This window comes from Kitasatospora sp. NPDC127035 (assembly GCF_042726075.1).
In the GTDB taxonomy this organism is placed as follows: domain Bacteria; phylum Actinomycetota; class Actinomycetes; order Streptomycetales; family Streptomycetaceae; genus Kitasatospora.
In genome coordinates, this window is record NZ_JBHXDN010000077.1 from 1 (window position 1) to 12,283 (window position 12,283).

The following is a 12,283-nucleotide window of genomic DNA, read 5'->3' on the forward strand; positions in this document are numbered from 1 at the left end:
GAACCGCCAGTCACTCGAGCACCCGGTCAGTTGTTTACGATCGGCGGCAGCCCCATCCGCTCGCGGTGGGAGTCGCGCAGGAGGCTGGCCGGGCTGACCACCGAGGCGCCCGCGTCCAGCACCAGCTCGGAGCCGGTGATCATCCCGGCGGCCGGGGACGAGGCGAAGGCCACCGCCTCGGCGATGTCTCCGGCGTCCACCAGCGTGCGCATCGGATTGCTCTCCCGTAGCCGCACCAGGTCCTCCTCGCCGGGCGCCAGGCGGGCCTCGGTCGCCGGGGTGCGCACCCAGCCCGGCGCGAGGGTGACGAAGCTGATGCCGAACCGTCCGTAGTCCACCGCGAGTTGGCGTGTGAGCGCGGCGATCGCGCCCTTCGCGGCGGCGTACGCGGGCAGACCGGGCGCGCCGGTGCGGTGCAGCACCGATCCCACGGTGACCACGGCTCCGGACCCGGCCGCCATCATCGTGGGCAGCACCTCGCGGACGCACAGGAACACCGAGCCGAGGTTGGCCGACAGGACGCGCTGCCACTCCTCGTCGGTGGTCAGGTGCAGGGGGCCGCCCTCGGTGATGCCGGCGCAGGTCACCAGCACGTCGATGCCGCCGAGTTCCTCGACGGCCCGTCCGACCGCGGCGGCGACCTGCGCCGGATCGGTGACGTCGGCCCGGTGGAACGTGACGCCGGGCAGCCGGGGGTCGGTGAGGTCGAGGCCGGCCACGCGCAGGCCGTCGGCCACCAGACGGGCGGCGACGGCGCGGCCGATGCCGCCGGCCGCGCCGGTGATCAGGGCGGTACGGGTCATCGAGGGGCGCCTTTCGTCGGGGGCGGAACTTGTGGACGGTGCACGGGGCTCCGACTGGAAAGTATACGATATCCTAAAGTCCTCACCTGAGCTCCGGAGGCATCCGTGCAACCAGACGACCTTCTCTCCGCCCTGCGCGACCGCAGGATCCTGGCCATCGTCCGGGGCAACGACCCCGACGCCGCCCTGGATGCGGTCCTCGCGCTGTTCCGTGCCGGCGTCGACCTGGTCGAGGTCTCGCTGACCACCACGGGCGCGCTCGCGGTCCTGGAGCGCGCCCGCGCGGTCCTCGGCCCGTACGCGGCGCTCGGCGCCGGCACCCTGCTCACCGCCGCCGACGCCAGGGCCGCCGCGCGGGCCGGCGCCGCCTTCGCGGTGACCCCCGGACTGACCGAGGCCGTCGGCGAGGCGCAGTCCCTCGGCATGCCGGTCCTCGCCGGCGCGGTCACCCCGACCGAGGTCGCCCTCGCCCGGGCCGAGGGCGCGACCGCGATCAAGCTCTTCCCGGGCAGCCTCGGTGGCCCCGGCTACCTGCGGGCCCTGCGCGACCCCTTCCCCGACGTGCCCTTCGTGCCCGTCGGCGGGGTGGACGCCGAGGCCGCCCGGGGCTTCCTGGCCGCCGGCGCCCTGGCCGTCGGCGTCGGGGGACCGCTGGTCGGCACCGCCGCCCGCGCCGGCGGTGACGTCGCCGGCCTCCCCGCCCGCATCGCCGCCTTCCGCACACTCGCCGAGGAGTTCCCGTGCCCGACGTCCTGACGCTCGGCGAGGCCATGGCGGCCCTGCGCGCCGACCGTCCGCTGCACCTCGGCGGGACCCTCGCCCTCTCGGTGGCCGGCGCCGAGGCCAACGTCTCCATCGGCCTGGCCCGGCTCGGCCACACGGCGCGCTGGGTCGGGGTCAACGGCGACGACGAGTTCGGCCGACTGGTGCTGCGCACCCTGCGGGCCGAGGGCGTGGACGTCTCGCAGGCCGCCGTCGACGCCACCGCGCCGACCGGCCTGGTGGTCTTCGAGCCGCGGGCGGCCGACCTGACCCGGGTCTCCTACTACCGTGACGGCTCGGCCGGCTCCCGGCTCACCCCCGCCCACGTCACCGCCGCCCTCGCCGAGGGGGCCCGGATCGTCCACCTCACCGGCGTCACCGCGGCCCTCGGCCCCGGCCCCCGGGCCGCCGTCGAGGCCGCCGCCCGCTCCGCGTCGGGCGCCGTGTGCCTGGACGTCAACTACCGGGCGAAGCTCTGGTCCAGGGAGGAGGCCGCCGCCGCGCTGCGGCCCCTGGTCCCGCTGCTGGACATCCTGGTGGCCTCCGACGACGAGCTCGCCCTGGTCGCGCCGCCCGGTGTGGAGCACGAGGTCGAGTGCGTCGAGGCGCTGCTCGCCCAGGGGGTCGGCGAGGTGGTGGTCAAGCGCGGCGCCGCCGGTGCCGAGGTCTTCACCGAGGACGGGTCCGTCGCCAGGCCCGCCGTCCGGGTCCCCGTCCGGGACACCGTCGGGGCCGGGGACGCCTTCGTCGCCGGCTACCTCTCGGGGCTGCTCGACGGCCTGCCGGTGGACGGCCGGCTCGACCGCGCGGTGACCACCGGGGCGTTCGCGGTGGCCGCGGCGGGAGACTGGGAGGGCCTGCCCTTCCGGGACGAACTGACCCTGCTGGACGCCGCGCCCGGTACCGCCCTGCGATGACGGCCTCCGGAGGAGAGGAGGTGGTGCGGATGTCCGCCGACGCCTGGCGGCCGTGTTCCGCCGAGCGCTACCGGCTGGGCGAGGGGGCGCGCTGGCACGAGGGTCGGCTGTACTTCGTCGACCTCCTCGGGGGCACCCTGTACAGCTGCGACCCCGGCGGCCCCGGCGACGACGTGCGGCGCGAGGCCGCCCTCGGGATGCCGCTCGGCGCGGTCGCCCCGGTGGCCGGGAGGCCGGGGGAGTGGATCGCCGCCGCCGGACCGGGCGTCGCCCTGCTGCGCCCGGCCCGCGAACCGCACTGGATCGCGCGGCCGGAGGCGGACGCGCCGCGGCCGATGCGGATGAACGACGCCGCGTGCGACCCGGCCGGCCGGTTCTGGGCCACCAGCATGGCCACGGAGGCGACCGAGGGCGCCGGCTCGCTCCACCGGGTCGACCCGGACGGCTCGGCGCACCGCGTGCTGACCGGTCTGACCGTCCCCAACGGGCCGGTCTTCGACGGGTCCGGCCGCACGCTCTACCTGGCCGACAGCGCCCGGGGCGTGATCGAGGCGTACCCGGTCGATCCAGGCACCGGACGGCTGGGCGCGCCACGGCCGCTCGTGCACCTCGGCAGGAACGAGGGCCGGCCGGACGGCATGGCGGTGGACGACCGCGGCTACCTCTGGGTCGCCCTGTGGGGTGCCGGCCGGGTGCACTGCTACGACCCGGCGGGCGGGCTCCGGGAGAGCGTCGCGGTACCCACCGCGCACGTGAGCAGCATCGCCTTCGGCGGCGGGCGGATGTACGTGACCACCGCGCTGCACCGGCTCACCGCCCCGGGCCCCTACGCGGGAGCGGTCCTGGCCCGGCCGTCCGCGGTCACCGGACCCCCGGCCGCGCCCTACCGGCCCCTGCCGCCGTGACCGGCGGGCGGGGCGGGCCGGGGCGGGGTGCGGGCGACCCCGGTGAGGGCGGGCGGCCGGTGTCCCTCGGGAAACGATTCGGCGACACCTCTGGCAGTTTTTTCGTATATCGCATACGTTTTAGCCATCCGCGGCACCTCTCCCCCCCAAGTGGAGCCCCGATGACCACGCCTCCCCCCACCACCCCGCCGGAGCGCACCACCGCCCGGCACCGCACCACCGCACCGACCGAGGGCACCCCCGTGCACGACACCTCCGGCGTCACCACGACCCGCCGCACGATGCTGGCCGGCACCGTCGGCACCGTCATGGAGTGGTACGACTTCAGCCTCTACGGCCTCGCCTCCGCACTGGCCTTCGGACCGCTCTTCTTCGGGTCCTCCGGCACCGGCGCCACCCTGGCCTCCTTCGCCACCGCCCTCGTCGCGGCCGGCGGCTCCGTCACCCCCGTCGTCCTCTACGTCATCGCCGGCTGCGCCGTCACCGCACTCGCCGTCCTCAGTGGCCGCGAGACCGCCCGCGGCGAGATCAGAACCGGCGGCTGAACCGCTCCACCACCCTCCCCGCTCGGCGGGGAGGGCCCAGCACCCAGGAGAAGAACCCGTGAGTACCCAGCCACTGCGCATCACCAAGGTCGAGGCCGTAGCCCTGTCCGCCAGCTTCGACGACCTGTACGACTCGCCCGAGGACGTGCCGGACTGGCTGCGGTACCCGGCCTCCAGCCACCTGGTGCTGCCCCGCCGGGGCCAGTACGCGACCCTCGTCAAGGTCCACACCGAGGACGGCTCGGTCGGCATCGGCGAGGCGTACGGCCTGCCGAGCCCGCAGGTCACCGCCACCGTCGTCGCGACCGTCCTGGCGCCGCTGCTGATCGGCCAGGACGCGCTGGCCACCGGCGCGATCTGGGAGCGGCTGTTCAAGGGCCAGGCCGCCGGCGGCCACAACCGCGGCTTCTACCTCGAAGCGATGGCCGGCGTCGACCTCGCCCTGTGGGACCTCCGCGGCAAGCTCGCCGGCGTCCCCGTCCACCGCCTCCTCGGCGGCCCCGTCCGCGAGACCGTCGACTGCTACGCCAGCCCGGTCGCCCTGCACGCCGACCCCGAGGACTCCGCCCGGCAGGCCCTCGGCTTCGTCGACGACGGCTTCAAGGCCCTCAAGGTCAAGATCGGCCGCGGCGAGCGCACCGACCGCGCCCACCTCACCGCCGTCCGCGCCGCCGTCGGCGACGACATCGAGATCCTCACCGACGTCAACTGCGCCTACGACCTCGACGAGGCCACCCGGGTCGGCGCCGTCCTCGCCGACCTCGGCATCTCCTGGTACGAGGAGCCGCTCCAGGTGGACGACCTCGCCAACCTCGCCGAGCTGCGCCGCCGGACCGGCCTGACGGTCGTCAACGGCGAGACCCACTTCACCCGCTTCGACCTGCGGGACTCGCTGCTGCACCGCGCGATCGACGTCTTCATGCCGAACGTGGCCCGCTGCGGCGGCATCACCGAGGCCATGCGGCTGTCCGCGCTCGCCTCCGCGTTCCACGTGGACATCGCCCCGCACGGGGTCGGCTCCGGCGTCAGCCTCTGCGCGGCCCTGCAGCTCTGCGCGGCCACCCCGAACCTGCGCACCTACGAGTACAACCGGCTGCCCAACCCGATCCGGGAGAACATCCTGGTCAACCCGCCGAAGTTCACCGACGGCGCGCTGGTCGTCCCGACCGGGCCCGGCCTGGGCTTCGAGCTCGACGAGGACACCGTCGACCGGTACGTGATCGCCCGGTTCTGACGACCGGCCGGACCGCACTCCCCGAACGCCGGGCCGCCGGACTCCCCGGCCGGCCCGGCCCCCGAACGCGGTGGCGGGCAGCTCTGCCCTGACACTGTCCGCCACCGCCCCCGGCTCCCCACCGCTGACGCTCGGGCCGACGTCAGCGGCGGGGAGCCCCGTCGTCGCGGGGCCGCTCCACCCCGTCAGGGCCTGCGTCGCCGTCGGCGCCGCAGCCGACCGTGTCCTGGAGCCGCGTCTCCCGGCCCGACACACCCCCCGTGACCCCTGGGCCGCGGAACGGCACCGTCAGCCGTTCCGCGGCTCAGGTCTTCGGCGTTTCGGGGCAGGGCCGAGCCCGTGCCCCGCACCCCCGTTCCGGCGCCGGAGCCCCGGTCTGCCCCGGCCGGGCCGGGCGCCGTACCACTCACCGGGCTCCGTGCCGCCGGGCCGGCCGCACCGCTGCCCCGCCGCACCCGTGCGCCGGGGCCGTTCCGGACCGCGGACCGTCCGTACCCGGGCCCCGGGCCCCGACCGTCCGTACCCGGCCCCCGCTGCTCCGCCGCGCCACGGCCGGGCACGACGGGCGCCGTCTGCCGGGGCACGGCGGGCCCGCGGGCGGGACAACGGGCAGGGCCCGGGAACGGCTCCGGACATGCCGCAGGCCCGGTCGTCGCCTCCCTCCGGCAACGACCGGGCCTGCGGTTCTCCCCGGGTCTCCCGACCTGGAACCGGGGGGTTCTCGTCCTACTCCTTCACCGCACCACCGGTGAGTCCGCGGACGAAGGTCCGCTGGAGGAGGACGAAGGCGAGGACCACCGGGATCGCGGCCAGCACGGAGCCGGCCATCAGGAGATCCCAGCGGGGGGCGAACTGGTTCTGGAACTGGGCCAGTCCGACGGGCAGCGTGCGCAGCATCTCGTTGTTGGTGACCAGCGAGGGCCAGGCGAACTCGCCCCAGGTCCACATGAACTTCAGCACCGCGACGGTGCCCAGCGCCGCCCAGGAGTTGGGGAGCAGGATGCTCACCAGGGTGCGCAGCCGGCCGGCGCCGTCGATGGCGGCGGCCTCGTCGAGCTGGACGGGCAGCGTCACGAAGTGCTGGCGCAGCAGGAAGATGCCGGTGGGGCTGGCCAGGAAGGGGATGATCAGCGCCCAGTAGGTGTCGATCCAGCCGAGGTCGCGCATCACCAGGTACAGCGGGACGAGGATGACCTGGGTGGGGATCATCAGCGTCGCGAGGATCAGGGTGAGGACGGCCTGCCGGCCGCGGAAGGGGATCCGGGCCAGGCCGTAGGCGGCGAGGGTGTCGAACACCAGGTTGCCGGCCACGACGGCGCCGGCCACCAGCACGGAGTTGACGAACCACTGGCCGAACGGGAAGGCCGAGAGGACCTCCCGGTAGGCGCCCAGGGTCAGGCTCCCGGGGATCAGGTGCCGCCCGTTGCCGACCAGTTCCTCCAGGGGCTGGAAGGAGGTCAGCAGCATCCAGAGCACCGGGAGTCCGGCGAAGACGCCGGCGACGGTCAGCCACAGCGTCGGGGCGAGACGCTTCGGGGACTTGCTCACGACTCCTCCCGGGAGGTCAGCTTCAGCCGGACGAGGGTGATCGTCAGGAGGATCACGAACAGGACCACCGAGGCGGCGGAGGCGACGCCCACGTCGGTCAGCAGGCGGGTGTAGATGAACGTGACGACGGTCAGCGTCGCGGTTCCCGGACCGCCTTCGGTCATCACCCACACCTGGTCGAACACCTTGAAGGAGTTGAACAGGAGCAGGAGGAAGACGGCGGCGGTGGCCGGCTTGAGCATCGGCAGGGTGATCGAGCGGAACTGCCGCCAGGGGCCGGCGCGGTCGATGGTGGCGGCCTCGTAGATCTCGTCCGGGATGCGCTGGAGTCCGCCGAGGAGGATCAGCGCGTAGATGCCGAACTCCTTCCAGATGCTCACCACGGCGACGGCGGGCAGGGCGAGGTCGTTGTCGAAGAGCCAGCGGGCGCCGTCGACGCCGAACAGGCCGATCAGCGTGTTGATCAGTCCGTGGTCGGGCTCGTACAGCCACTTCCAGACGAGGCCGGCGACCACCATCGGGATGACGGCGGGCAGCACGGTCACCGTGCGGACGAGGCGGGCGGAGGCGAGTTCACGGTTGGCGGCCGTCGCGGTGGCCAGCGCCAGCACGTAGGTGCCGACGATGGTGATCGCGGTGAACACCAGCGTGTTGACGATGCTGGTGCGGAAGGTGCCGGCGCCGAGGATGGTCCGGTAGTTCTCCGCGCCGACGAAGGTGCGCGGGCCCAGCAGGTTCCAGTGGTCGGTGCTCAGGAGCATCGACTGGACCATCGGGTAGAACGTGAAGCCCAGGATCACCAGCAGCGCGGGCGCCACCGAGAGCCAGCCGGCCAGGGCTCCGGTCGAACGCCGCCGGGACTTCGAGGTCTGCCCGGCGCGGTCCGGGCCGCTCCCGGCGGCGGTGCCGCCGGGAGGGTGCTTCGCGGGGAGGTCGGTCATGGTCGTCATCGGCTTTCCGTCACTCCTTGCCGAGCGCCTGGCCGACCAGGTCGTCGACGGTCTTCAGCGCCTTGTCGACGGACGCCTGGCCGTTGACGCCGGCCACGATGTTGGCCTTCTGGGCGTCCCAGCGGGCCTGGAAGGCGTGCCGGTCCTGGAGGACCAGGTCGGGGGTGTTGCGGGCGAGCTGCTCGAAGATGGGCGCCCAGTTGGGGTCGGCCTTGACCTTGCCGTCCACGGTGGCCTTCACGGCCGGGTCCACCTTGCCGAGGTCGTACGGGAAGATCGCGTGGAAGTCCATGTACTGGGCGCTGCGCTCGGGGGAGGCCAGCCAGCGCATGAAGGTTCCGGCGCCCTGCAGGTTCTTGCTCGCGGAGCCTGCGACCAGGCTGTGGCCGCCGACCATGGAGCAGCCGCTCTTGGGGCCGGTGGGCATCGGGGCGACGGCCCACTTGCCCTCGGTCTTCGCGCCGCCGGTCTGGACGTTGGCGATGACCGACTGGAAGAACGGGAACATCGCGACGTCGCCGCTGATGAAGCCGTTGAGGGCGCTGGTGCCGACCGGGGAGATCTTCTCGGTGTAGAAGGACTTCATGTACTCCATCGCGGTGCGCCCGGCCTCGGTGTTCTGCGTGGAGGCCTTGAAGTCGGGCGAGGTGAGGGTGCCGCCGGCCTGGCAGAGGAAGCTCTCCCAGGTGGAGTTGATGGCGTTGAGGTGGTCGTCCATGCCCTTGAACTGCCAGCCGGCCACCTTCTTCCCGGCCTCGGCGGACTTGGCGGTGATGGTGGCCGCGGTGGACTTCAGCTCGTCCCAGGTCTTGGGCGGGGCGGCGATGCCGTACTGCTGGAGGATGTCGGTGCGGTAGAGCATGACGTCCACGTCGAAGTAGAGCGGGACGCCGTGCATCTTGCCGTCGTACTCGTCGACCTCGGCCAGCGGCAGGAACTTCTCGGTGTCGGCGGCGGTGTAGCCGAGCTTGTCGAGCGGGGCGAGGGCGCCGGCCTTGAGGTAGTCGAGCTCCAGGCCGTTGTTCATCAGCCAGACGTCGGGGCCCTTGCCGGCGGCGACGGCCTGCTTGATCTTGTCCCGGCCGTCCTTCCACTCCAGGAGCGTGAGTTCGACCTTCACCTTGCCCTGGGAGGCGTTGAACTCGTCCACCAGGGCCTTGACCTTGGTGTCCTGGCCGATCCAGTAGGGCATCGACCAGAACGTGACGGTGGTGGGCCCGGCGGACTCCGACGACCCGCCGCCGGAGGCGCAGGCCGAGGCGGCGAGGGCGAACGCGGACGCCAGGGAGAGGGCGGCGAGTCTGCGGCGGAGTGGTGCCATGGGTGGGTCTCCTTGTGCTGCGCGGGCTACGGCTCGGTGCGGCCGCCCCGGTGGGTGCGGGGGCAGGGGCTGGGGGTCCGGTACGGCGTGGTGCGGCGTTGGAGCGCCGCAGGGATCACCGACCTGACGCGTAACGTATGCGATATACGAAATGAACGCCAGTGTCTGTTGCCGTTTCGTTCTCATGACGAGACCGGACCTCCGCCGGCCCCCGGCCGCGGTCCGGGACAGCCGCGACCGCCCCGGAGAGGGCGGCCCGGCATGATCAGCTCATCCGCGCGATCGGTAGGTAATCAATCAGGGGCGGTACCTGCATGTGGGCCGGCGCCGGGCAGCGCCCGGCCCGTCACCGCACCCGGTCGGCTCGGCACACCGCGGCGGGAAGGGCCGTCGGGCCGGGCCGCAGGCCGTCAGGCCGGGCCGTTGCGCAGCGCCTCGCGCGTGGTCCGGAGCTTGCGCAGCACCTTGGCGACGTGCTGCTCCACGGTCCGGGGCGACAGGAAGAGCGCGGCGGCGATGTCCTTGTTGGTGGCGCCGTCGCCCAGCAGCCGGGCGACCTGCTGCTCGCGCGGGGACAACTCGTCGCCGTAGCCCGCCCTGCCCCGGGACTGCGGGCGGGACTGGCCCAGGGCGAGCAGCAGGTGCCGGCAGCGGGCGGAGTCGGTGGTCGCGCCGAGCCGGTCGTGGACGCCGGCGGCCCGCGTCAGCCGCTGCACGGCCTCGGCGGGGTGGAGGCCGGCCAGGGCCTGCGCGGCCTGCTCGTCGGCCAGCGCCGCGTGGTACGGCCGTCCGATGCCGGACCACTGCAGCCGGGCCCGGTCGAAGTGCTGCGCGGCCTGCGTCCGATCCTCGCGGGCGGCGAGCAGGCCGCGGCACAGGTACTGCTCGGCGACCGCCCCGGGGGCGTCCAGGCCCTCGACGCCCGCCCCGTGGTCCTCGACGAGCGCCGCGGCCGTGCGGTCGTCGCCCCGCTGCAGGGCGGTCTCCACGGCCACCGGCACCAGGCCCAGCGCGTAGACCCACTCCTCCTTGCGCGGCAGCAGCGGCAGGTAGGCGCCCACCGTGCTCCAGGCCGCGTCCGCGTCCCCCCGGGCCAGCTGGATCCGGGCCAGGCCGGCCGCGGCGCCGAGCGCGTTGACGTTCGTCCGCGCACCGTCCCGGGTCAGTACGCGGTCGAAGCGCTCGACCGCCCGCGAGACCCGCCCGCGGGCCGCGGCCATGACGCCCTCCGCGGTGGCGAGCAGGTCGTCGACCGCGAGCGGCTCGTCGACGTACTCCGCGAGGAAGGCCGCGTACCGCTCGTCCCAGTGCGCCCACTCGCCGGCCAGCCAGGACAGCAGCAGCCGGTAGGAGCGGCAGTGCACGATCAGCGCGTGCGCGTGGTGGTGGCGGGAGAGCGCGAGCGCCTCCTCGGTGCAGTCCGCGGCGCGGGCGTCCTGACCGAGGCAGATCCCGACCTCGGCGGCGTTGACCAGGGCCCGCGCGGTGTGCCGGACCACCTCCGGGTCGTCGTCGGTCCGGGGCAGCCCGGACAGCAGCCCGGCCGCCTCGGGGCGGCCCTGCGCGGCCAGGACGGTGACCCGGTTCGCGGCCACCGAGGCGTGGACGGCCCGGTCGGGACTGTCCGCGATGGTGGCGACGGCGCGGTCCAGCCAGGCCCGCTGCTCGGCGGCGGAGAACCGGCTGGTCTCCCACATGGCGAGCAGCGACATGGCGCGCGCGGCCTGCTCCGGCCGGCGCCCCTCCAACTCCTCGACGGCCCGCTCGATCTCCGCCTCGCCCGAGGGGTCCGCCGCCTGGTTGAGCAGCATCAGTCCGAGGTCGAGCCGGATCTCACCACGGGCCGCCACCGGGAGGCCCGGACCGGCCACGATCCGGCGCAGCGTGGCGATCGTCCGGGTGTACTCGACGGTGTCCCAGGCGGTCCGGGCCAGGGCGAGCGCGGCGCGGGCGTGCAGGGCGGACGGCAGCCGGGGCTCGTCCAGCACCTGGTGCAGCAGGGCCGCCGCGGTTCCCTGGTCGCCGAGCGCCACGGCCCGGTCCGCCGCCGCCATCGCGCGGTCCAGCCAGACCGCGGTGTCCCCGAGGGCGCGGGCGTGATGGGAGATCTGGACCAGTGGCGGCTCAGGCAGCGCCTCCAGGACGTCCAGGACCCGCCGGTGGAGCTGGTGCCGCACCGGGCCGGGGAGGTTGTCGTACTGGGCCTGCCGGCCGAGCACGTGGGCGAAGCCGTAGCTGTCCGGGCCGTACTCGCGCAGCACCGAGGCCGCCAGCGCCGCGAGCAGCGCCTCGCCGGCGGCCCCCGGCGGCAGCCCGGCGCAGTCCGCCAGCAGCTGCTCGCCGGCCGGGACGGCGAGCACGGCGGAGACGTTCACCAGCGCCACGGCCTCCGGCGAAAGCCGGTCGATGCGTTCCGCGAACACCTCGCGCAGGCTGCGGGGCACCCCGAGCGCGCCGTCCCCGAGCCGCGCACCGAGGGTGATGAGGTCCTCCTCGATGACCAGCGGCAGACCCTCGCTGCGCTCCACCAGGGTGTGGAGGAGCCCGGGGGTGGCCGCCTCGGCCAGGACGGAACGCGCCATCGCCCGCAGGTCGTCCGGGGACAGGCGGGGGAGGGTGAGCTCGGCGCCCCCGGTGCCCGGCGGGCGCCGGAACGCCGCACCGAGCACCGGACCGCGTCCGGGGACGTCCCTGGCCCGGTAGGTGAGCACGAGTGCGGTGTCGGCGGGCAGGTCCCGGCCCAGCAGCAGGAGCAGTTCCCGGGTGGCCTCGTCGGCCCAGTGCACGTCCTCGACCACCAGCACCACCGGGGCGATCGCGGCCAGTACGACCCGCACCCCCCGGGCCACCAGGTCGCGCGGGGCGCTCTGTCCGGACGGCCACGGCTGGGCGGGCGGCAGCCGGTCGGCGAGTTCGGGCAGCAGCACCGCGAGCACCCCGGCGGGGGCGTCCAGCCGGCCCGCCCCCGGCATCCAGGGACCGGACCGGCGCAGCGCCTCCACCACCGGACCGAAGGCCAGCGGCTCGCGCAGCGGGTGGCAGCTGCCGGTCACCACGCGCACGCCCTCGCCGCGCAGTTCGTCGACGGCCTCGGCGACCAGCCGCGACTTCCCGATGCCGGCCTCGCCCTCGACCAGGACCACCGACGGCCGCGAGCGTGCGGCGCCCAGCAGGGCCCCCAGCTCGCGCTCCCGCCCGACGAAGGGGGGTGCCTTCCTCCGGGACGCGTCGCCTGCCGCGCCGGTCTGCGTCGTCATCCGCTGGGTTCCCTCCTGCGCCGTTCCCGGTTCGGGGCCGC

General features: G+C 74.6%; 10 protein-coding genes. 5 read left to right on the top strand and 5 right to left on the bottom strand.

What is annotated here, in order from left to right; translation table 11 throughout:
* Nucleotides 1-26: 26 nt before the first annotated feature.
* Nucleotides 27-803 carry an SDR family NAD(P)-dependent oxidoreductase gene (locus ACFWIC_RS34855; protein WP_380520942.1) on the bottom strand — a complete coding sequence of 259 codons (777 nt, stop codon included), beginning with the start codon at nucleotides 801-803 and terminating at the stop codon, nucleotides 27-29.
* 105 nt (nucleotides 804-908) lie between these two features.
* On the opposite strand from ACFWIC_RS34855, the gene ACFWIC_RS34860 reads away from it, so the two are divergent.
* From ACFWIC_RS34860 to ACFWIC_RS34880, 5 genes are all read left to right on the top strand, one after another.
* Nucleotides 909-1,559 (top strand): aldolase, encoded by a 651-nt coding sequence (locus ACFWIC_RS34860; RefSeq protein WP_329951364.1) that lies wholly within the window; start codon nucleotides 909-911, stop codon nucleotides 1,557-1,559.
* 14 nt (nucleotides 1,560-1,573) lie between these two features.
* Complete coding sequence (locus ACFWIC_RS34865; RefSeq protein ID WP_380520965.1) at nucleotides 1,574-2,482, top strand: sugar kinase; 909 nt, start codon at nucleotides 1,574-1,576, stop codon at nucleotides 2,480-2,482.
* Nucleotides 2,479-3,387 carry an SMP-30/gluconolactonase/LRE family protein gene (locus ACFWIC_RS34870; RefSeq protein ID WP_380520944.1) on the top strand — a complete coding sequence of 303 codons (909 nt, stop codon included), beginning with the start codon at nucleotides 2,479-2,481 and terminating at the stop codon, nucleotides 3,385-3,387. The genes ACFWIC_RS34865 and ACFWIC_RS34870 overlap by 4 nt, the downstream gene beginning before the upstream one ends.
* Nucleotides 3,388-3,548: 161 nt before the next feature.
* Nucleotides 3,549-3,932 (top strand): hypothetical protein, encoded by a 384-nt coding sequence (locus tag ACFWIC_RS34875; protein ID WP_380520946.1) that lies wholly within the window; start codon nucleotides 3,549-3,551, stop codon nucleotides 3,930-3,932.
* Nucleotides 3,933-3,990: 58 nt separating this feature from the next.
* The gene (locus tag ACFWIC_RS34880; protein ID WP_380520948.1) at nucleotides 3,991-5,166 is read left to right on the top strand and encodes a mandelate racemase/muconate lactonizing enzyme family protein; all 1,176 of its coding nucleotides are present in this window, start codon (nucleotides 3,991-3,993) and stop codon (nucleotides 5,164-5,166) included.
* A gap of 726 nt (nucleotides 5,167-5,892) precedes the next feature.
* Here the strand turns inward: ACFWIC_RS34880 and ACFWIC_RS34885 are convergent.
* The 4 genes from ACFWIC_RS34885 to ACFWIC_RS34900 all read right to left on the bottom strand — a co-directional run bounded on the left by ACFWIC_RS34885 (nucleotide 5,893) and on the right by ACFWIC_RS34900 (nucleotide 12,242).
* Nucleotides 5,893-6,714, bottom strand: coding sequence for a carbohydrate ABC transporter permease (locus tag ACFWIC_RS34885; RefSeq protein ID WP_355406704.1), 822 nt, complete (start codon nucleotides 6,712-6,714; stop codon nucleotides 5,893-5,895).
* On the bottom strand, nucleotides 6,711-7,664 hold the full coding sequence (locus ACFWIC_RS34890) for a sugar ABC transporter permease (RefSeq protein WP_355406702.1): 954 nt from the start codon (nucleotides 7,662-7,664) through the stop codon (nucleotides 6,711-6,713). Before ACFWIC_RS34890 ends, ACFWIC_RS34885 begins: the two co-directional genes overlap by 4 nt.
* A 10-nt stretch (nucleotides 7,665-7,674) precedes the next feature.
* Nucleotides 7,675-8,985 carry an ABC transporter substrate-binding protein gene (locus ACFWIC_RS34895; protein ID WP_380520949.1) on the bottom strand — a complete coding sequence of 437 codons (1,311 nt, stop codon included), beginning with the start codon at nucleotides 8,983-8,985 and terminating at the stop codon, nucleotides 7,675-7,677.
* 410 nt (nucleotides 8,986-9,395) lie between these two features.
* Entirely contained in the window at nucleotides 9,396-12,242 is a 2,847-nt protein-coding gene (locus ACFWIC_RS34900; protein WP_380520951.1) for an AAA family ATPase, read from the bottom strand.
* Nucleotides 12,243-12,283 lie beyond the last annotated feature (41 nt).

What these genes read in the sequence shown, in the direction of transcription:
- ACFWIC_RS34855 (WP_380520942.1), bottom strand. Translation starts at nt 803, where the DNA reads ATGACCCGTACCGCCCTGATCACCGGCGCGGCCGGCGGCATCGGCCGC.
- ACFWIC_RS34865 (WP_380520965.1), top strand. Translation starts at nt 1,574, where the DNA reads ATGGCGGCCCTGCGCGCCGACCGTCCGCTGCACCTCGGCGGGACCCTC.
- ACFWIC_RS34870 (WP_380520944.1), top strand. Translation starts at nt 2,479, where the DNA reads ATGACGGCCTCCGGAGGAGAGGAGGTGGTGCGGATGTCCGCCGACGCC.
- ACFWIC_RS34875 (WP_380520946.1), top strand. Translation starts at nt 3,549, where the DNA reads ATGACCACGCCTCCCCCCACCACCCCGCCGGAGCGCACCACCGCCCGG.
- ACFWIC_RS34890 (WP_355406702.1), bottom strand. Translation starts at nt 7,664, where the DNA reads ATGACGACCATGACCGACCTCCCCGCGAAGCACCCTCCCGGCGGCACC.
- ACFWIC_RS34895 (WP_380520949.1), bottom strand. Translation starts at nt 8,985, where the DNA reads ATGGCACCACTCCGCCGCAGACTCGCCGCCCTCTCCCTGGCGTCCGCG.
- ACFWIC_RS34900 (WP_380520951.1), bottom strand. Translation starts at nt 12,242, where the DNA reads ATGACGACGCAGACCGGCGCGGCAGGCGACGCGTCCCGGAGGAAGGCA.